The sequence below is a fragment of the Halpernia humi genome, from assembly GCF_900108025.1.
Classification (GTDB): domain Bacteria; phylum Bacteroidota; class Bacteroidia; order Flavobacteriales; family Weeksellaceae; genus Halpernia; species Halpernia humi.
Window position 1 is genome coordinate 569,455 of the sequence record NZ_FNUS01000001.1, and the last position, 19,825, is coordinate 589,279.

General features: G+C 33.7%; 16 protein-coding genes, 1 tRNA gene and 1 pseudogene. 8 read left to right on the forward strand and 10 right to left on the reverse strand.

The window, feature by feature from the left end; all coding sequences use genetic code 11:
- The first annotated feature begins 86 nt into the window (after nucleotides 1-86).
- The gene (gene rsmA / locus C4S29_RS02665) at nucleotides 87-842 is read left to right on the forward strand and encodes a 16S rRNA (adenine(1518)-N(6)/adenine(1519)-N(6))-dimethyltransferase RsmA (RefSeq protein WP_103912573.1); all 756 of its coding nucleotides are present in this window, start codon (nucleotides 87-89) and stop codon (nucleotides 840-842) included.
- A gap of 230 nt (nucleotides 843-1,072) precedes the next feature.
- On the opposite strand, the gene C4S29_RS02670 is transcribed toward rsmA, so the two are convergent.
- The 4 genes and pseudogenes from C4S29_RS02670 to C4S29_RS02685 form a co-directional block, all read right to left on the reverse strand.
- Nucleotides 1,073-2,023, reverse strand: a complete 951-nt coding sequence (locus C4S29_RS02670; RefSeq protein ID WP_103912574.1) for an alpha/beta fold hydrolase — start codon at nucleotides 2,021-2,023, stop codon at nucleotides 1,073-1,075.
- Nucleotides 2,024-2,348: 325 nt separating this feature from the next.
- A complete protein-coding gene (locus tag C4S29_RS02675; RefSeq protein WP_103912575.1) occupies nucleotides 2,349-2,600 on the reverse strand; it encodes a GIY-YIG nuclease family protein in 252 nt (83 codons plus the stop codon).
- A 4-nt stretch (nucleotides 2,601-2,604) separates the two neighbouring features.
- Nucleotides 2,605-2,960, reverse strand: a pseudogene (locus tag C4S29_RS15010) (GIY-YIG nuclease family protein).
- Nucleotides 2,961-3,006: 46 nt separating this feature from the next.
- Nucleotides 3,007-3,079, reverse strand: a tRNA-Met gene (locus C4S29_RS02685).
- 90 nt (nucleotides 3,080-3,169) lie between these two features.
- Between C4S29_RS02685 and C4S29_RS02690 the strand changes: the two genes are divergently transcribed.
- The 4 genes from C4S29_RS02690 to C4S29_RS02710 all read left to right on the forward strand — a co-directional run bounded on the left by C4S29_RS02690 (nucleotide 3,170) and on the right by C4S29_RS02710 (nucleotide 9,346).
- Nucleotides 3,170-3,781, forward strand: a complete 612-nt coding sequence (locus C4S29_RS02690; RefSeq protein ID WP_103912576.1) for an L-threonylcarbamoyladenylate synthase — start codon at nucleotides 3,170-3,172, stop codon at nucleotides 3,779-3,781.
- A gap of 134 nt (nucleotides 3,782-3,915) precedes the next feature.
- On the forward strand, nucleotides 3,916-6,000 hold the full coding sequence (locus C4S29_RS02695; protein WP_103912577.1) for a M13 family metallopeptidase: 2,085 nt from the start codon (nucleotides 3,916-3,918) through the stop codon (nucleotides 5,998-6,000).
- Nucleotides 6,001-6,339: 339 nt separating this feature from the next.
- A complete protein-coding gene (locus C4S29_RS02705) occupies nucleotides 6,340-8,409 on the forward strand; it encodes a M13 family metallopeptidase (protein WP_103912579.1) in 2,070 nt (689 codons plus the stop codon).
- Nucleotides 8,410-8,497: 88 nt separating this feature from the next.
- Entirely contained in the window at nucleotides 8,498-9,346 is an 849-nt protein-coding gene (locus tag C4S29_RS02710) for an alpha/beta hydrolase family protein (RefSeq protein WP_103912580.1), read from the forward strand.
- 5 nt (nucleotides 9,347-9,351) lie between these two features.
- On the opposite strand, the gene C4S29_RS02715 is transcribed toward C4S29_RS02710, so the two are convergent.
- The 5 genes from C4S29_RS02715 to hppD all read right to left on the reverse strand — a co-directional run bounded on the left by C4S29_RS02715 (nucleotide 9,352) and on the right by hppD (nucleotide 13,700).
- Nucleotides 9,352-10,176 (reverse strand): flavin reductase family protein, encoded by an 825-nt coding sequence (locus C4S29_RS02715; protein WP_103912581.1) that lies wholly within the window; start codon nucleotides 10,174-10,176, stop codon nucleotides 9,352-9,354.
- A 77-nt stretch (nucleotides 10,177-10,253) separates the two neighbouring features.
- Nucleotides 10,254-10,664, reverse strand: a complete 411-nt coding sequence (locus tag C4S29_RS02720; protein WP_103912582.1) for a GxxExxY protein — start codon at nucleotides 10,662-10,664, stop codon at nucleotides 10,254-10,256.
- 77 nt (nucleotides 10,665-10,741) lie between these two features.
- The gene (fahA, locus tag C4S29_RS02725; protein WP_103912583.1) at nucleotides 10,742-11,989 is read right to left on the reverse strand and encodes a fumarylacetoacetase; all 1,248 of its coding nucleotides are present in this window, start codon (nucleotides 11,987-11,989) and stop codon (nucleotides 10,742-10,744) included.
- 74 nt (nucleotides 11,990-12,063) lie between these two features.
- Nucleotides 12,064-12,522 carry a hypothetical protein gene (locus C4S29_RS02730; protein ID WP_103912584.1) on the reverse strand — a complete coding sequence of 153 codons (459 nt, stop codon included), beginning with the start codon at nucleotides 12,520-12,522 and terminating at the stop codon, nucleotides 12,064-12,066.
- A gap of 47 nt (nucleotides 12,523-12,569) precedes the next feature.
- On the reverse strand, nucleotides 12,570-13,700 hold the full coding sequence (gene hppD, locus C4S29_RS02735) for a 4-hydroxyphenylpyruvate dioxygenase (protein ID WP_103912585.1): 1,131 nt from the start codon (nucleotides 13,698-13,700) through the stop codon (nucleotides 12,570-12,572).
- 527 nt (nucleotides 13,701-14,227) lie between these two features.
- Here hppD and C4S29_RS02740 point away from each other — a divergent pair.
- Both C4S29_RS02740 and C4S29_RS02745 read left to right on the forward strand, forming a co-directional pair.
- Nucleotides 14,228-14,557, forward strand: a complete 330-nt coding sequence (locus tag C4S29_RS02740) for an ArsR/SmtB family transcription factor (RefSeq protein WP_103912586.1) — start codon at nucleotides 14,228-14,230, stop codon at nucleotides 14,555-14,557.
- A gap of 8 nt (nucleotides 14,558-14,565) precedes the next feature.
- Nucleotides 14,566-15,402 (forward strand): arsenite methyltransferase, encoded by an 837-nt coding sequence (locus C4S29_RS02745; protein ID WP_233740469.1) that lies wholly within the window; start codon nucleotides 14,566-14,568, stop codon nucleotides 15,400-15,402.
- A gap of 282 nt (nucleotides 15,403-15,684) precedes the next feature.
- Here C4S29_RS02745 and typA read toward each other — a convergent pair whose 3' ends face one another.
- Complete coding sequence (gene typA, locus C4S29_RS02750; RefSeq protein WP_103912588.1) at nucleotides 15,685-17,490, reverse strand: translational GTPase TypA; 1,806 nt, start codon at nucleotides 17,488-17,490, stop codon at nucleotides 15,685-15,687.
- Between the two features lie 155 nt (nucleotides 17,491-17,645).
- Here typA and C4S29_RS02755 point away from each other — a divergent pair, with 155 nt between their 5' ends.
- Nucleotides 17,646-19,769: a Tex family protein gene (locus C4S29_RS02755; protein ID WP_103912589.1), complete on the forward strand. Its 2,124-nt coding sequence runs from the start codon at nucleotides 17,646-17,648 to the stop codon at nucleotides 19,767-19,769.
- The last annotated feature ends 56 nt before the right edge of the window (nucleotides 19,770-19,825 follow it).

Consider the following 19,825-nt stretch of genomic DNA (forward strand, 5'->3'; position numbering starts at 1 on the left):
CAGAAATCTAAAAATGAGTGTTAAGAAATCATAAATATTAATATTCAACTTTTCTAATTTTCTTAATTAATTTAAAACAAAGCACTTTGAACGTACGCGCTAAAAAACATTTAGGTCAACATTTTCTCACGAATGAAGCTATTGCTGAACAAATTGTAGAATCTATGGATTTTATAAGTGACGAAATAATTCTTGAAGTTGGCCCAGGAATGGGTGTTTTAACGAAATATTTAATCAAAAAAAATCAAAGTATTTTGCTTGCTGAAATTGATCATGAATCCATCGATTATCTAAAGCAAAATTATTTGAATTTAAACGAAAGCAATTTCATCGGCGATTTTCTGAAATTTGATTTTTCTGAAATCCAGCAACAAATCGCTGTTATAGGAAATTTCCCGTACAATATTTCTTCACAGATTTTATTTAAAATAATTGAAAATTACTCCCAAATTCCTCAAATGGTTGGTATGTTTCAAAAAGAAGTGGCAGAAAGAGTGGCAGCAGTTCCCCGCACGAAAGATTATGGAATTTTATCGGTTTTGGTGCAGGCTTATTATAATGTAGAATATCTTTTTACGGTGGACGAAACGGTTTTTAACCCTCCACCAAAAGTGAAATCTGGAGTTATAAAATTAACGAGAAATCCAAGTGAAGGTTTAAAAAACCATGAAATTTTATTCAAAAAAATTGTGAAAGCAGGCTTTGGACAAAGGCGAAAAAAATTAAGCAATTCTTTAAAAGTAATCGGAATTCCCGAAAAATTAGCAGACCACAGATTTATGACGCAACGCGCAGAAGAACTTTCTGTGAGCGACTTTTTGGAATTAACACACTTGTGGTAGGTTTAGAAAAAATACGCTTTACACCATTTCATATTTGGATTTTCCCAAAAATAAAAATGTTTAGCACAAATACGCAGGAATCTCTTTTAAATATATTTAAGGCGCAAACTTAATATTGAAAATAAAAGTTGATGATTGATCAGAAAATAGGATAAAACTTTCTGATTTTTGAGAAAAAAAAGGATAACAAATTTTGCATCCTTTTTTTAGTTGATATTTTTAATAAAAATTTAATGTAAAAAATCTTCTATTAGTTTAAAAAGTTTTTTTGGCTCTTCCACTTGCGGATTATGTCCAGATTTTTCGAACATTACAAACTTCGCTTGAGGGCAAAATTCTTTATATTTTACCATTTCTGACGGAACTGCAACACGATCAAATCTGCCACCGTAAATAAGAACGGGCATTTTTAAATTTTTCAAATCTTTGCGGTAATCGAAACTTCCAATATCATTTCCGACGATAAAATCGCCATCGCGACCAACCATTTGATAATATAATTTGGAGTTGAACGGATTTGGATAAGGTTTTCTATTTTTGGGTAAAAAATTATCGGGATTGTAGGCATATACAAATCCGTAAGGAACTTCAGCATAAATTTTTTGATGTTCAGGATCGCTGGAAACAGCACCTTTTGCGCGAATTGCCATCAATTTACTCCAAACTTCTGGATAATTGGTTTCAATTTCGTGGTTGTAATTATCATCGTTTTTTTGCCACATCAAATAACTGTGAAAAGTATCGGCAAGAATGAGATGACTCACATTTTGCGGGTATTTTAAAGCATAACCTTGCGCCACTAGTCCGCCATAAGAATGTCCTAGAACATTAATTTTATTTAGATGAAGCGCTTTTCGCAAGCCTTCAATATCTTCAATATCACGTGCCAAAGAATATTCTGTCACCACTTTTGCGGTATCACTTTTTCCACGGCCAAAAGCATCAAAATAAATCACTTCATTGTCTTTTGCTAAAGCATCAAAATCGCGATAAGCTAGATGCGTTCCGCCCGGTCCGCCAGGAATAATAATTAACGGATCGCCTTTTCCTGCAGTTACAACATACAATTTCGCACCATTTACGGATACCATTTTGCCGTCTGTATAACTATCTGGCAGCGTTTGTGCAAATCCTAAAGTGTACATAAATAGCAAAGCGAAAAGAGAAATCAATTTTTTCATTGTAAATTTTTGTTTGTAAAGTTCTAAAAAATATGGGGAATTTAGAGAAATTTCGCATTATTTTTCGACAGATATTCTCGTCTTAATTATATTTTAGAAATTGTTGCCAATTGGGTATGCCGAATTGTTCGCCTTTTTTAAAAATTGCAGTTTTTATGTTTTAATATAATTTTAATTAATCATTAAAATCACTTTAAAATCTCATAAATCCTAAACTTCAACCCACAAAAAAAGAGAACCAAAATTGATTCTCTTTATTTAGTAGTCCGCCTCTGGCGGAACTCGAACGTGCGTCCGCCTTTGGCGGATATGAGCCCACTATAATTTATTTTTTTAAAATTAATTTTAAATAATTCCTACCGTGTCCACTTTTTAAATATTTTTCGCGGTTTAAGGCTTCTATTTTACTTTCGAAAAATTCAACATAAACCACAATCCAAGGTCTGAATTTTTTTGTAAATCCTTTGTTAGAAAAATTATTATGAGAATAAAATCTTTCAATTAAACTTGATGTAAATCCAGTGTAATATTTATCATACTTCTCAGAATAAAGAACATAAACTACAAATTCGTTCATAATTTTAATGAAAAAAAGAGAACCAAAACTGATTCTCTTTATTTAGTAGTCCGCCTTTGGCGGAACTCGAACGTGCGTCCGCCTTTGGCGGATATGAGCCCACTATAATTAATTTTTTTAAAATTAATTTTAAATAATTCCTACCGTGTCCACTTTTTAAATATTTTTCGCGGTTTAAAGCTTCTATTTTACTTTCGAAAAATTCAACATAAACCACAATCCAAGGTCTGATTTTTTTTGTAAATCCTTTATTAGAAAATTGTTATGAGAATAAAATCTTTCAATTAAACTTGATGTAAATCCAGTGTAATATTTATCATACTTCTCAGAATAAAGAACATAAACTACAAATTCGTTCATAATTTTAATGAAAAAAAGAGAACCAAAACTGATTCTCTTTATTTAGTAGCGGGGACACGACTCGAACGTGCGACCTCCGGGTTATGAGCCCGACGAGCTACCTACTGCTCTACCCCGCGTTATTGTGGTGCAAATATACAACAATAAATTATCGTTCCAAATTTTATTTAAAAAAAGGCGTATTTATTTATAAATTACTAATTTTACATATGGCAAAAATTTTAAAAATATACCCCGAAAATCCCCAAGAAAATCTCTTGGATGAAGTGGTAAAAGTCTTAAAATCAGGTGGATTAATCATTTATCCATCTGACACTATTTACGCTTTAGGTTGCGATATTTACAACTTAAAAGCTATGGAAAAATTAGCACAATTAAAATCTGTGAAACTCGAAAAAGCCCAATTTTCGGTAATTTGCAATGATTTAAGCCATCTTTCTAATTACACGCGCGCCTTAGATACACCAGTTTTTCGCTTTTTAAAAAATCATTTACCCGGTCCTTTCACATTTATTTTAGAAGCCAATAAGAATTTACCTTTGGCTTATAAAGGCAAAAAAACAATCGGCATCCGAGTACCAAATCATTCTATTCCAAAATTAATTGTTGAAAAATTGGGTCATCCAATTGCTTCTACTTCAATCCACGATGATGACGAGGTTATTGAATATTCCACGGATCCAGAACTAATTGCCGAAAAATATGAGAATCTTGTTGATATCGTGATTGACAGCGGGTATGGCGATAACGTGGCTTCAACAATTGTAGATTTAACGAGTGGAGAACCAGAGATTTTGCGCCAAGGAAAAGGAATTATTTAAACTATCATTGCATAATCAATATTTAATTCTACCAAATTTTAGGAAAAAAATATTAGAAAGAAAAAATATTCATCTTACTGCGTAACATATTAAAGATGTCTCCGACTATTTTTATAAATAAAACCAACTCTATTATGAAACATTTATCGATTGGCGTGCTTGCTTTTGCAGGTATTCTATCTTTTAATTCTTGCATGTCGCAAAATTCTAAGGCTGCAGAAAAAACATTGCCAAAACCTGTAGAAAAGACGTCGCAAAGTAGCGATTACGGATTATCGCTTGCTGATATGGATAAATCTGTGCGTCCGCAAGATGATTTTTACGATTATGTGAACGGAACTTGGATGAAAACTGCTAAAATCCCTTCTGATAAAACCAGTTGGGGAAGTTTTAACAAACTTGCAGAAGATACAGACAATCATTCAATGACAATCTTAAATTCTCTATTAACCGAAAAATTTGCCCCAAACAGCGAAGGTCAGAAAATTCAGGATTTATACGCTACTTACATGGATACTGCGAAAAGAAATGCGGATGGATTGAATCCTATTAAAGCAGATTTAGCAAAAGTAGATGCGATTCAAAATCTTGGAGATTTGCAAAAATATTTAGACCAAGCAACGCCACAAGGAAATAATCCATTTTACGCTTGGGGTGTAGATGGTGATTTGAAAGATTCTAAAATGAATGCGGTTTATTTAGGAGATGGCACTTTAGGTTTAGGTAGAGATTATTACCAAAAAAGTAGTCCTAGAAATACAGAAGTTATTGCAGAATACACCAAATATGTTGCAACTATGCTTGGCAAATTAGGCTACACAAATCCTGCTGAAACAGCCGCTAAAATTGTCGCTTTCGAAAAAAGTATGGCAATGTCTCTTCTTACAAATGAGCAAATGCGCGATACCAATTTGCAATACAACCCAAAAACTTTACCAGAACTAAAAGTTTTAGTAAAAAATGTAGATCTTCCGGGATATTTAAAAAGTGTAGGTGTAAATTCTGATCGGGTAATTATTGGAGAGTTGAAATACTATCAAAATTTAGATAAATTTATCAACACTGAAGATTTACCTTTAATAAAAGACTATTTAAAATATAATTTACTTTCGGGCAGTGCTCAGTTTTTATCGGAAGATTTAGATAATGCAAAATTTGATTTTTATAGCAAATATTTAAGAGGCCAAAAAGAGCAAAGAGCCTTAAACAAAAGAGGTTACCAATTGATAAATGGCGTTTTAGGTGAAGCTTTTGGTAAATTATATGTTGAAAAATATTTTCCCGCAGAAGCCAAAACACAAATGGAAGAATTAATTGGCTACTTGAAAAAAAGTTTCGCCATGCACATCAATGATTTAAAATGGATGTCTTCTACCACGAAAGCAAAAGCGCTAGAAAAATTAAATAAATTCACTGTAAAAGTAGCTTATCCTGATAAATGGAAAGATTATTCTAAATTAGACATTAAATCTGAAGCAGAAGGCGGCTCACTTTACAGCAATTTAGAAAATGTGGCAGCATGGCAATACCAAAGAAATCTAGATAAAATCGGTAAACCAGTTGATAAATCTGAATGGGGAATGACGCCGCAAACTGTTAACGCATATTATAACCCTGTAAATAACGAAATCGTTTTCCCAGCAGCAATTTTACAACCACCTTTCTTTAATTTTAAAGCAGATCCTGCTATTAATTTTGGAGGAATTGGCGCCGTAATTGGGCACGAAATGACGCACGGTTTCGATGATCAAGGTGCGCAATTTGACGGTGATGGAAACTTAAAAGATTGGTGGACACCAGAAGACAAAGCCAACTTCACAAAAGTTACCAAAGCTTTAGCCGCGCAATATGACAAATACGAACCTGTAAAAGGTACTTTCGTAAACGGAACTTTCACAAATGGTGAAAATATTGCAGATTTAGGTGGTGTGAATATCGCTTTTGATGCACTACAAATGTATCTAAAAGACCACGGAACTCCAGGTAAAATAAGCGGTTATACTCAAAACCAAAGATTTTTCCTTTCTTGGGGAACGGTTTGGAGAACTCTAGCTACAGATCAAAGCAAAATGAATGCAGCGAAAACAGATCCACACTCGCCAGGTTATTTCAGATCTTTCGGACCATTAGTAAACACTGATGCATTCTACAAAGCATTTGATTTAAAACCAGGAGATAAACTTTATAAAGCACCAGACCAAAGGATAAAAATCTGGTAAAATTTATTTTAAAATTTATTTTAAAACCACGTTCAAATATTTGAACGTGGTTTTTTTTATAGTTATTTGGAACAGTTAACAGGTATTTCAGATATTTTTTTATTAATTATATTATGAAATGTTTTCCAGCAAACTAAATGTAAAATTATTTTTTATAAACTTAATGACTTTTTCATATTGTAAATTGCTCTGTGTCTTTGTCTTTAAAAACAGCACCAAGTACCCATAAACAGAACAATTTTAAATTTAAAAATGGTGAAAATTTATTTAAAAATTATTTAAATAAAATTATTAACTTTACTTTATTCACCATTAATCATTTTAATATAAAAAATATTTATGAAAAAACTCACAATCGCAGTTTTAGCACTTTCTAGTCTTGGCTTCGTCAATCTCAGTTATGCACAAGAAAAAACAACACCTACAGAAATGCAAAATAATTCTGAAATGAAAGACGTAGGTCTCAATCTCTCCTATCGTGATATTACAGTTCGCCCTCAAGATGATTTTTACAATTACGTAAACGGTGGCTGGATGAAGACGGCTAAAATTCCTTCAGATAAACCAAGTTGGGGCTCATTTAACGAGCTTAGAGATAAAACCGATGACGCTTCTCTACAAATTTTAAATAAAATTTTAAGTGAAAAATTTCCAGACAATTCTGAAGGCAAAAAAATTCAAGATTTATACGCTACTTTTACGGATGTTGCAACCCGCGATGCAGACGGAATTAATCCGATCAAATCAGATTTAGCCAAGATTGATGCTATAAAAAGTATTGCAGATCTACAATCTTATTTAATAGAAGCCACCAAAACTGGTGACAATCCTTTCTACAATTGGTATGCTTCTGCAAATATGAAAGATTCAAAAATGAACGCTGTTTATTTAGGCAGCCCAAGTTTGGGCTTGGGTAGAGATTATTATCAAAAAGAATCTGAAGCCAACACAAAAGTTTTAGAAGAATATAAAAAATATGTTGCTTCTATGTTAGATGTTTTAGGTGAAAAAAATACACAGCAAGGCGCGATGCGCATAGTAGAATTTGAAAAAAGATTGGCCTCTTACCTCTTAACTTTGGAGCAAAATCGCGATGCCAATTTACGCTACAATCCTGAAACGATGCCACAATTAAAAGCAATTGTAACGCACGTAGATTTACCAGAATATTTATCTAAAATTGGTGTAAATACCGATCAAGTCATTGTAGGTGAATTAAACTATTATAAAAACATGGATTCATTTATGAACGAGCGCACTTTGCCGCTGCTAAAAGAATATATGAAATTTCACTTGCTCTCTGGCAACGCTGGAAGTTTATCTCAAAAATTAGATCAAATGAGGTTTGATTTCTTCTCTAAATATCTGCGCGGTCAACAAGAACAACAACCAATGGATAAACGTGGCTTAAATTTAGTAAATGGCGTTTTAGGCGAAGCTTTTGGGAAATTATATGTCGAAAAATATTTTCCGCCAGAAGCCAAATCACAAATGCTAACCATGATTGATTACATTAAAAAAGCCTTCAAACAACATATTGCGGATTTAAAATGGATGTCGCCTACGACAAAAGAAAAAGCGCAAGAAAAATTAGCAAAATTTACCGTGAAAGTTGCCTACCCAGATAAATGGAAAGATTATTCTAAATTAATATTGAAATCGCCAGCAGAAGGCGGAACACTTTATTCTAATCTTCAAAATGTATCTGAATGGGCTTATCAAAAGAAATTAGACAAAGTAGGAAAACCAGTTGATAAATCTGAATGGGGAATGACGCCGCAAACAGTGAACGCTTATTACAGTTCATCTAACAATGAAATCGTTTTTCCAGCTGCGATTTTGCAGCCGCCATTTTTCAACTTTAAAGCAGATCCTGCAGTGAATTTTGGTGGAATTGGCGCTGTAATTGGCCACGAAATTTCACACGGTTTTGACGATAGCGGTTCTAAATTTGACGGTGATGGAAACTTAAATAATTGGTGGACAGACGCCGATAGAGCAAATTTTGAAAAAGCCACCACAAAATTAGGCGAGCAATACAGCGCTTATGAACCTGTAAAAGGAAGTTTCGTAAACGGAAAATTCACAATGGGAGAAAATATTGGTGATTTGGGTGGTTCTTCCGTAGCGTATGATGCACTTCAAATGTATTTAAAAGACCACGGAAACCCTGGAAAAATAAGTGGCTATACACAAGATCAACGCTTTTTTATGAGTTGGGCAACCGTTTGGCGCACAAAATCTACAGATAAATATATGAGCAACCAAGTAAAGACCGACCCGCACTCTCCTGGTTATTACCGTTCTTTTGGACCAATTATTAATTTAGATGCCTTCCAAAATGCATTTAATTTAAAACCGGGCGACAAATTGTATAAAGCGCCAGAAGACAGAATTAAAATTTGGTAATCTTATATTTCTAATTGATAAAGCCTTTCATAAAATATTATGAAAGGCTTTTTTATTCCGTAACTTTAACAATTATTAAAATTAAAAAATGAAATTTAACGCAGAAAAAAATATAGTTTTAGAAAATAATAAAGGAAAGAAATTTTTAGCAGATTTATACACACCAGAAAGCGCTGAACCTTTGCCTTTGGTTATTTTCGCCCACGGTTACAAAGGTTTTAAAGATTGGGGCGCGTGGAATTTAATGGCTGAAAAATTTGCAAAAGCAGGTTTTATTTTTGCGAGTTTTAATTTTTCTATGAATGGAATTGGCTTAGAAAATACCTCAGAATTTACCGATATTGATGCTTTTTCCGAAAATAATTATACCCAAGAATTAGATGATTTAGAAGTTGTAATTAACTATTTTTCTAAACTAAAGTCAGTCGATATTTCTAAAATCACTTTGCTCGGGCATTCTCGTGGTGGCGGCATTTGTGTTTTAAAAGCCTCAGAAGATTCTAGGATTTCTTCTTTAATCACTTTAGGAAGTGTAGATTCTATGGATAGATTTGTGACTGGCGAAAAATTAGAAGATTGGAAAAATTCTGGCATTTACAACACTTTTAACAGTAGAACAAAGCAGCAAATGCCGCATAAAATTCAGTTTTTAAATAATTATTTAGAAAATAAAGAAAGATTAGATGTAGAAAAAGCCGCAAAATCTTTAAAAATTCCTGCTTTAATTATTCACGGAAACAATGATGAAAGCGTTAAAATATCAAATGCAAAAAATCTAAATAAATGGATTTCTCATTCCAAATTAATTTTAGTAGAAAATACTGGACATACTTTTAATACAAAAGAACCTTGGACGGATTTCAAACTTCCCGTCGCCATGAATTTTGTTGCAAAAAGCGCAATTAATTTTCTAAAAGATTTGCATTACTCTTTATAAATTTTCTAATTGACGATTAAAATTTCCCAAGCCTCAGAAATTTTACTTTCTAAAAGTAAACACTGCGCTTTTTTGTGAATTTCTAAATCTTCAGAAAAATTTCCGTTTGGCAGTTTTTCAATATTGGCAAGCATTCCCAAATCGTTTCCTGTAAAAACTTTAGAGTTCTTAATATTTTGAGGAAGTTCGTCGTAGCCAATTCCTTTTGTTACCAAAGGTTTCGGAACTTCGAACAAGGTTTCTTTAGACGTTTTTCCGTACCAATTTCCACCCAATCTGGAAACCAAATTGAGTTTTGTTTGGTCTAAAATTCCGTTTTCATCCAAATATATTTCATTAACGTGAAGTTTTAAAACTTCACAAATAACTAAATTTCCTGCGCCACCTTCTTTTCCTAAAGATTTAATTTCTAAAACTTTACATTCCATATTAACCGGACTTTCTACAATTAATGGTGGTTTTACTAAATCTGCCGGTTTCATAGTTAAACCCGCTTTTACAAATTCATTTACGCCATTTTCATATTCTGTAGAAGCCAAAGAAACTTGCTGCACCATATCAAAATTCACATTTCCAATCACCACTTCTGGCACCTCCAAAAGATTTTCTAAAGTGTGTTTTGTGGTATTGTCGCGCACTCTTCTTGCCGGAGAAAAGACCACAACTGGCGGATTTGAAGAAAAAATATTAAAGAAACTAAATGGCGAAAGATTAATGTTTCCATTTTTATCAACAGTAGAAGCCAACGCGATTGGTCGTGGCGCGATGGCTGTTTGCAATAAAGTTTGAAGTTGGAGATTATTGAGGTCTTTTAAATTGATTGATTTCATATTTTTATAATTAGTTTAACCACAAAGTCACAAAGTGTTTTTAAATAACTTTTTACAAAAGTTCATAAAGGATAAAATCAAGATAATTGTCGATAGTAATCATTTACATAGGTTTCGTGCCCTTGATTCGTTATATTTTTAACATTAAAATTTATTAATATTCCCTTTGGTTTTTTCATTAAATTTATATAATTAAGTATTTGCGCGCGGTGAATATCTTGTAAAATAGAAACAGATTTTATTTCAATCACGATTAAATTTTCCACTAAAAAATCGCAAAAAAAGTCGCAAACCAGATCTTTTCCTTTATATGAAACAGGAACTTGTAACTGAGATTCAAATTTTATTTCTCGTAATTTTAATTCTTCCTCTAAACATTTATGATAGACGCTTTCTAAAAGTCCAGGGCCAATTATTTTATGTACTTCTATAGACGCGCCGTTTATTTTATAAGTTAAATCGTCAATTTGTTTTTGAGTAATAATCATTTTAATTAAAATTTGTAAAAAACTTTATGAACTTTTAAAATCTATTAGGAAGTATTCTTTGTGATTAAACTAAACTCTTATTTAGCAGGCAAAATCTGCCCAGAAACCTCACCAAAACCGACACGAATGCCATCTTTTTCTGCCCAACCTTTCATTATAATTGTATCATTATCATTGATGAATTTTCGCTCTGTTCCATCATTTAATTTTATCGGATTTGTACCGCGCCAAGTAAGTTCTAGCATGGAGCCGTAAGAATTTTTATCTTTCCCAGAAATGGTTCCTGAAGCATACAAATCACCGACTTCTACGTTGCATCCATTTACGGTGTGATGCGCCAATTGCTGCGCCATATTCCAATACATAAATTTAAAATTACTTTCTGAAATTAAATTTTCTGTCCCGTTTTCTGGTTTTAAATAAACTTCTAAATTAATATCAAAATTTTTATCGCCTTCAAATTTCAAATAATCCAAAACTTCTGGATCTTGCTTTGGCGAAGCGGTTCTAAATGGTACGAGTGCTTCTAAAGTCACAATCCAAGGTGAAATTGAAGAGCCGAAATTTTTCCCTAAAAAAGGGCCGAGTGGCACATATTCCCAAGATTGAATATCTCTCGCGCTCCAATCATTAAATAAAACCATTCCGAAAATTGAATCTTCTGCATTTTCAACTGAAATGGAATCACCCATTTCTGTATTTTCATTGACGATGAATCCCATTTCAAGTTCAAAATCTAACTGTTGAGAAGGGCCAAAAATTGGGGAAACGGCATCTTTTGGCTTGGTTTGTCCTTTCGGCCGGTGAATTTCTACACCAGAAATTACGATTGAAGATGCTCTGCCGTGATAACCAACTGGCAGATGTTTCCAGTTTGGAAGAAGTGCGTTTTCAGGATCGCGGAACATCGCACCAACATTTGTGGCATGTTCGATGCTGCTATAAAAATCGGTATAATTCGGCACGTGAACTGGCATCATCATTTGCACTTGATCTAAGTCAAAAAAACAATCTGAAATACTTTTTTCATCTTTTGCCAAAGGAGAATTTTCTAAAAATAATTCTTGCAACTTAAGCCGAACTGCATTTGTAATGGGCTTTCCTAATTCTATAAATGCATTTAAAGTATAGGCTTCAAAATAATTTTCTGTTAAACCTTCAACTTCATCTAAAAAACCATAATCATAAAGTGTTGCAAGATCCACAACCATATCGCCAATTCTGGTGCAACAAGCGATGTATTCTTTGTTAAAAACGGCTACACCAAAGGGAATATTGTGAATTGAAAAATCTGAATTTTCAGAATATTGGGTAAAAGAAGTCATAAAATTAAATGTTAAAATTAAAGTCTAAAAGTTACGAAAATAAAAAACTTTGCTAGTGCAAAGTTTTAAAAATTTTATTTTAGATAATTTGTTTCGAGCCATTTTTCGCCGGTGTTGACGTCTATAAGGTACCAATAACCGCGGTAAAAATTGAGTAATAAATTATAAACCTTCGGAACGGGTATTTTTACGCCTTCCAAAATATCGGCACGCACAGAAATACTGTTGTGTTTGCGCATAATGTCGCCATTAAAAATATTAGAAAAAGAATCGCCAGTTTTTTTATCATCAATTAATTCAATTACTTGAACTTTATTGTCGGGCAAAAATTCTATAATATGCCTTTCAGAATGATCGGGCGCATCTACTAAAACAAAGAATTTTTTACCTTCCAACTTGTAATCGTCATAATCTTTTTGGCTTTTGTTATTATTTTCGAGTTTATCTAAAATTTTATTAATTAAGCCAAAATTTTGAGCATTTACTGCGCCAACAGAAAATATCAAGAACGCAAATGCAAGTATTTTTTTCATAAAATGTGTTTAAAATAAGAATAGCAAATATCTAACAATTTTTTCAATTATAAGTTACCTCTTTTCTCTTGTTCTTTTTCTAAAGCTTCAAATAGAGCCTTGAAATTTCCGGCACCAAAACTTTGTGCACCGTGTCTTTCTATAATTTCATAGAAAAGCGTTGGTCTATCTTCAACTGGTTTAGTAAAAATTTGCAATAAGTAGCCTTCTTCATCATGATCAATTAAAATCCCTAAATCTTGTAATACTTTTACATCTTCATCAATTTTCCCTACTCTTTCTGGTACCATATCGTAATAGGCTTCGGGTGGTGCGTCAAGAAATTCAACACCGCGAGATTTTAATTCTTTTACAGTTTTTACAATGTCTTTTGTGGCCACTGCAATATGTTGAACACCTTCGCCTTCGTAATAATCTAGATATTCTTCTACTTGGGATTTTCGCATTCCTTCTGCGGGTTCGTTTATCGGAAATTTAGAATATCCGTTTCCGTTGCTCATTACTTTAGACATTAATGCAGAATATTCTGTATTAATTTGCTTGTCATCAAACGATAAAATATTCACGAATCCCATTACTTCTTCGTACCATTTCACCACAGGAAGCATTCGGTTCCAGCCGACATTTCCCACGCAGTGATCTACGTATAAAAGCCCTGTATCAGAAGGATTATAATCACTCTCCCACTTCACAAAACCTGGCATAAATTCGCCAGAATAATTTTTTCTTTCTATAAACATGTGCACAGTTTCGCCATAAGTGTAAATGCCTGCCATTTTTACTTCTCCATTTTCATCGGAAATTGTTTTTGGTTCCATATATGGTTTTCCGCCCCGTTTTGTGGTTTCTTCAAAAGCTTTATATGCATCATCAACCCAAAGAGCCAGAATTTTCACACCATCGCCATGTTTCCTTTGGTGTTCTACAATTGGTGAATCTGAATTTAATCCCGAAGTTAAAACCAATCTTATTTTTCCCTGTTGCAAAACATAAGAGGCGCGATCACGAACACCCGTTTCTGGGCCAGAATACGCTAAACTCTGAAAACCAAAAGCTGTTTTGTAATAATGTGCGGCTTGCTTGGCATTTCCAACATAAAATTCTAAATAATCAGTACCATTTATTGGTAAAAAATTTTCGGCTTGTGCTATTTTTTCAGCAAAAGTAAGTGTGGACATTTTTTCTTTTTTTACTTAATATTTTGTATATGCCAATTTACGAAAAATTAAATAATTAGTAAAAACTCAGAAACTGATTTTCACCCCAATAATTGCGTAATTTATATTTTTTGCCTTACCCAAATTACTACGTTAGAAAGATAAATTTTTAGAAATTGTTTAATATTGAGACACTCAGAAATATAAAATAGAATTTAAACGAGAGAAGATATAAGTTCTAAATAAAAATTTCTCCCTTTCACAATCAAGCTATAAAATCCTTGAAATTTTCTTCTAAATATTTGTTTTATTAATAGTTTTATGAAATTTATTTAACAATTTAGATAAGGATTTAAATTCGATTATTATTTAGTTTTACCTAAAGCCAATTTTGAATTTAATATTTAGAAACGGGCGTAAGTCTTCTCCTATTTGTGTTTTTTCAAAAAATTATTATTCAAACTCAAGTTGATAAGAAAAAAATTATAACTAAAGGTTCCCTTATTAAAATTTATTATCGTAATATTGCAATATTAAATAATAATTAAATGGGTGCAACAAAAACAGAACATTATACCGATTCGCAAAATGAAATTGCCATTCTTGCAAAAGCACTAGGACATCCTGCAAGAATTGCTATTTTACAATATTTAGCCACCGTAAATACTTGTATTTGTGGCGATATAGTGAATGAATTGCCTTTATCACAGCCAACGGTTTCCCAACATTTAAAAGAATTGAAAAATGCTGGATTAATTAAAGGGAATATTGAAGGAAACTCTATCTGCTACTGCATCGACGAAAATAGTTTAGTAAAAATTAAAAATTTTATTAGTGGAATATCCACAGAAATCTTGAAAACCAGCAATTGCTGCTAAAATAAAATATGATGACAAATAACGAGGAAATTAAAGAAATGGTAAAGCAAAAATACAGTGAAATTGCTTTGCAGAAACAAGATACAAATGCGAGTTCTTGCTGCGGAAGCGGCAGTTCTAGCAAAGAAGTTTATAATATCATGACAGATGATTACGACAATCTTGAAGGTTACAGTGAAGACGCTGACTTGAAATTAGGTTGCGGTTTGCCCACAAATTTTGCAAAAATAAAACCGGGAAATACCGTTGTAGATTTGGGAAGTGGCGCAGGAAATGATTGCTTTGTGGCCCGACACGAAACTGGAGCAACAGGAAAAGTAATCGGTATAGATTTTACAGAGGCGATGGTTGATAAAGCCAGAGTAAATGCCGAAAAATTAGGTTATAATAATGTAGAATTTCGCTTGGGCGATATTGAAAATATTCCGATGACGGCAAATGTGGCGGATGTTGTAGTGAGCAATTGCGTGATGAATTTGGTGCCCGATAAACCTAAAGCCTTTGCTGAAGTGTTTCGGATTTTAAAAACTGGTGGCCATTTCAGTATTTCTGATATTGTTTTGACTGGAGATTTGCCAGAAAAAATAAAAAATGCCGCAGAAATGTACGCTGGTTGCGTTGCAAGTGCAATTCAGAAAGAAGATTATTTGAATGTTATTAAAGAAGCGGGGTTTAAAAACATCACGCTTCAGAAAGAAAAACCGATTATTGTTCCAAATGATATTTTGAAAGATTATTTGTCTGAAGAAGAAATTGCAGTGTATAATTCTAATAAAAATATCATTTTCAGCATTACGGTTTACGCGGAAAAAGCGGAAAGTTGTTGTGGAACAAATTGTTGTTGATTTTTTTTGAAAGCACCAAAAGGCTCGCTCTTATGAATGTGAATTAGAAAACCTGAAACAGAAAAACTCGCCTGAAATTTAGCCCCGATTGAAATGGAAATCCTGCCATTGCGAGCGGCGATTAATTTTATTTTCAAGGGATTGCTTCGCTCCGCTCGCAATGGCAGATTGTAATGGAAAGCGGGAACAATGTTGAAAAAATGAAAACCTGTTTTGCTCCTAAAAAATCAAAAAAAATCCGTCCCAACAAAAGTTGAGACGGATTTTATTATTTTTAGAAAATTAGGCTTTCGCCATTCTGTCATTTCTTTTTCTTTCTTCTTCAGACAAGATTTTTTTACGCATTCTAATAAAATTTGGCGTAATTTCTATTGCTTCATCTTCTTGTATATATTCCATACATTCTTCCAAAGAGAACAATGTTTTTGGTGCAATATTTCCGTCTTTATCTTTACCAGCAGCACGGATGTTGTTTAATTGTTTTGCTTCTACAATATTCACAACCAAATCGCCTGGTTTGTTTTGCTCACCGATAATCATTCCTGCGTAAATTTCTTCGCCCGGATCTACATAAAAACGACCTCTATCTTGCAATTTCGCAATTGAATATTCTGTTGCAGGTCCTTGAGATTTACTCACTAAAACACCGTTACTTCTTCCTGGAATTGCACCTTTGAAAGGTTTGTATTCTAAAAATCTGTGCGCCATAATTGCTTCACCAGCAGTTGCAGTTAACATTTGAGAACGTAAACCAATCAAACCTCTGGAAGGAATTTCGAATTCCAAATGCTGCATTTCACCTTTAGTTTCCATAATGTGAAGATCGCCTTTTCTTTGAGTTGCTAAATCGATAACTCTAGAAGCAAACTCTGCAGGAACGTCAACCACCATACTTTCATAAGGTTCGCATTTCACGCCATCTATTTCTCTTACAATTACTTGCGGCTGTCCGATGGTCATTTCATAACCTTCTCTTCTCATCGTTTCAATTAAAACAGATAAGTGAAGAATACCACGTCCGAAAACCAAAAATGTATTGGCATCTTCCGTTGGTTCTACTCTTAAGGCTAAATTTTTCTCTAATTCGCGCATCAATCTTTCTTTCAAATGATTTGATGTTACGTATTTTCCATCTTTTCCGAAGAAAGGTGAATTGTTGATAGAGAAAGTCATGTTCAAAGTTGGCTCATCAATCGCCGTTCTTGGCAATGGATCTGGATTTTCTAAATCTACAAATGAATCACCGATTTGGAATTTATCAAAACCAACAATCGCACAAATATCACCTGCTTTTACCTCTTGAACTTTCTTTTTACCAAGACCTTCAAAAACGTACAATTCTTTTACTTTTCCTTTTACAATTTTGCCGTCTTCTTGAGCAAGACCTATCCATTGAGATTCTTTTACAGAACCTTGGATGATCTTACCAATCGCAATTCTACCTAAAAATGAAGAAAAATCTAAAGACACAATCTGCATTCTAAGTGGGCCTTCTTTTGCTTCAGGTGCTGGAACGTGTTCCAAAATACCATCTAACAAAGGAAAAATATTATCGGTTTCTTCTAATGAAGTATTAAACCAACCTTGTTTAGATGAACCATAAAAAGTCGGGAAATCCAATTGCTCTTCTGTGGCATCTAAGTTGAAAAATAAATCAAAAACTTGATCGTGAACTTCGTCTGGACGACAGTTTGGTTTATCAACTTTATTGATAACAACAACTGGTCTTAAACCTAATTCTAAAGCCTTTTGCAACACAAATCTTGTTTGTGGCATTGGTCCTTCAAAAGCATCTACTAATAAAAGTACACCATCTGCCATTTTCAAGACGCGCTCTACTTCCCCACCAAAATCAGCGTGACCAGGTGTATCTATTACATTAATTTTTGTACCATGATAATTTACAGAAATGTTTTTTGATAAAATGGTAATTCCACGTTCTCTTTCAAGATCGTTGTTATCCATAATTAATTCGCCAGTTTCCTGATTGTCTCTAAAAACGCTTGTGGCGTGGATAATTTTATCAACCAAAGTGGTTTTACCGTGGTCAACGTGCGCAATAATTGCGATATTTCTAATATTTTGCATACCTGTTTTTTACGTGTGCAAAAGTAATCATTTTTTTTGGATTATGGTTAATGTAATTTTTAATGTAAATCATTATTAATATTAAAATTAATTCTAAAATTCTGCAATTGGTTTAATTACCTTTAAATACTACTTTTGTCTTTTAAATATTAGCAATGACGAACTTAAATTTTATTCAAGAAAAAATAAATTTACCTGTAAAAAGTATTGAATCTACTCTAAAATTATTGGCTGAAGACTGCACCATTCCGTTTATTGCGCGTTATAGAAAAGATGCTACGGGCAATTTAGATGAAGTTCAAATTGAAACTATTTTTAAACTCAACCAACAATATTTAGAAATTGTAAAGCGAAAAGAAAGTATTTTAAAATCCATTGAAGAGCAAAATGCCTTAACGCTAGATTTAAAACAGAGAATCGAACAAAGTTTTAATCTGCAAGAACTCGAAGATTTTTATTTACCATTTAAAAAGAAACGAAAAACCAAAGCAGACAGCGCACGTGAAAATGGTTTAGAACCTTTGGCTAAAATCATCATGGCGCAAAATGCTTCCAATTTAAATTCGTTGGCCGAAAAATATGTGAATGAAAATATTTCTAATCTTGATGAGGCTTTGCAGGGCGCAAGAGAAATTATGGCGGAATGGATCAATGAAAATATCTACGTCCGGAAAAACCTGCGCCGACTATTTCAAAAAACGGCTTTGATTACCAGTAAAGTCATCAAAACAAAATTAGAAGAAGACGCCGCTCAAAAATTCAAACAGTATTTTGACTGGCAGGAAAGTTTAAATAAAATTCCCTCGCACCGATTACTGGCAATTCTTCGCGCGGAAACAGAAGGTTTTGTCAGGGTGAAAATTGAAGTAGATAAAAATGAAGCCCTAAATTTCATCGATAAATCCATCGTAAAAAACAATTCAGAAAGTGCCGAACAGATTTATTTAGCCATAGAAGATTCCTACAAAAGATTGCTTGAACCTTCCCTTTCCACCGAAGTTTTAGCCGAAGCCAAAGCAAAAGCCGATGAAAAATCCATTCAAGTTTTTGCGGAAAATTTAAGCCAGTTATTGCTCGCGCCACCTTTGGGCGAAAAAAGAATTCTCGCCATTGATCCCGGATTTCGAACCGGTTGCAAAGTGGTTTGTCTGGACGAAAAAGGCGATCTTCTGCACAATGAAACCATTTATCCGCATCCGCCACAAAACGAAACGGCAATGGCGGTGAAGAAAATAAAATCATTAATTTCTGCTTATAATATAGAAGCCATTTCAATCGGCAACGGAACGGCAGGACGAGAAACCGAATTTTTCATTAAAAAAATTCGCTTTGAAAGAGATTTGGAAGTATTCGTGGTTTCCGAAGCGGGCGCATCCATTTATTCGGCGAGTAAAATTGCGCGCGAAGAATTTGGAAATTATGATGTTACCGTTCGTGGCGCGGTTTCCATTGGGCGAAGACTTTCTGATCCTTTGGCGGAATTGGTAAAAATAGATCCAAAATCCATTGGTGTCGGGCAATACCAACACGATGTCGATCAAACTAAATTAAAAAACGAACTCGATTCTGTGGTGATGCGCTGCGTGAATTCTGTCGGCATCAACCTCAACACGGCGAGTAAATCTTTGCTCAGTTATGTTTCTGGGATTGGTGAAAAGATGGCGGAAAATATTGTGACTTACCGCACAGAAAATGGCGCTTTCCAAAGCCGGAAAGACTTAAAAAAAGTGCCGCGTTTGGGTGAAAAAGCCTTTCAGCAATCGTCTGCATTTTTGAGAATTCATCAGGCGAAAAACCCTTTGGATAATTCTGCGGTGCATCCGGAATCTTACGCTTTGGTAGAAAAAATGGCAAAAGACCTCAAATTAAAATCTGAAGAATTAATTGGCGATAAAGAAAAAATCAAACTGATCGATCCTGAAAAATACACTTCAGAAAACAGCGGAATTTTAGGTATTAAAGACATTTTAAAAGAACTTGAAAAACCCGGTTTAGACCCGCGAAAATCGGCAAAAGTCTTTGAGTTTGACCCGAATTTAAAATCCATAAAAAACCTAAAAGTGGGCATGACCGTTCCCGGCATTGTTAACAACATCACTGCTTTTGGCTGCTTCGTGGATCTGGGCATTAAAGAAAGCGGCCTCGTGCATATTTCCCAGTTAAAGGAAGGTTTTGTGTCTGACGTGAATGAAGTGGTAAAATTGCAGCAGCAAGTAATGGTGAAGGTTTTGGAAGTGGATGAAGAGCGGAAACGGGTGCAGCTGACGATGGTTTTATAACCTCAAAATTTCTCTTAATTTTAGATTTAGGAGCAAGACGGTTTTGCTTCTTTTGA

Coding starts and splice junctions, on each gene's coding strand:
- C4S29_RS02670 (WP_103912574.1), bottom strand. CDS start 2,023: ATGAAAAAATTGATTTCTCTTTTCGCTTTGCTATTTATGTACACTTTA.
- C4S29_RS02740 (WP_103912586.1), top strand. CDS start 14,228: ATGGGTGCAACAAAAACAGAACATTATACCGATTCGCAAAATGAAATT.
- C4S29_RS02705 (WP_103912579.1), top strand. CDS start 6,340: ATGAAAAAACTCACAATCGCAGTTTTAGCACTTTCTAGTCTTGGCTTC.
- C4S29_RS02745 (WP_233740469.1), top strand. CDS start 14,566: ATGATGACAAATAACGAGGAAATTAAAGAAATGGTAAAGCAAAAATAC.
- C4S29_RS02695 (WP_103912577.1), top strand. CDS start 3,916: ATGAAACATTTATCGATTGGCGTGCTTGCTTTTGCAGGTATTCTATCT.
- C4S29_RS02755 (WP_103912589.1), top strand. CDS start 17,646: ATGACGAACTTAAATTTTATTCAAGAAAAAATAAATTTACCTGTAAAA.
- C4S29_RS02690 (WP_103912576.1), top strand. CDS start 3,170: ATGGCAAAAATTTTAAAAATATACCCCGAAAATCCCCAAGAAAATCTC.
- C4S29_RS02710 (WP_103912580.1), top strand. CDS start 8,498: ATGAAATTTAACGCAGAAAAAAATATAGTTTTAGAAAATAATAAAGGA.
- hppD (WP_103912585.1), bottom strand. CDS start 13,700: ATGTCCACACTTACTTTTGCTGAAAAAATAGCACAAGCCGAAAATTTT.
- fahA (WP_103912583.1), bottom strand. CDS start 11,989: ATGACTTCTTTTACCCAATATTCTGAAAATTCAGATTTTTCAATTCAC.
- C4S29_RS02715 (WP_103912581.1), bottom strand. CDS start 10,176: ATGAAATCAATCAATTTAAAAGACCTCAATAATCTCCAACTTCAAACT.
- C4S29_RS02730 (WP_103912584.1), bottom strand. CDS start 12,522: ATGAAAAAAATACTTGCATTTGCGTTCTTGATATTTTCTGTTGGCGCA.
- typA (WP_103912588.1), bottom strand. CDS start 17,490: ATGCAAAATATTAGAAATATCGCAATTATTGCGCACGTTGACCACGGT.
- C4S29_RS02675 (WP_103912575.1), bottom strand. CDS start 2,600: ATGAACGAATTTGTAGTTTATGTTCTTTATTCTGAGAAGTATGATAAA.
- C4S29_RS02720 (WP_103912582.1), bottom strand. CDS start 10,664: ATGATTATTACTCAAAAACAAATTGACGATTTAACTTATAAAATAAAC.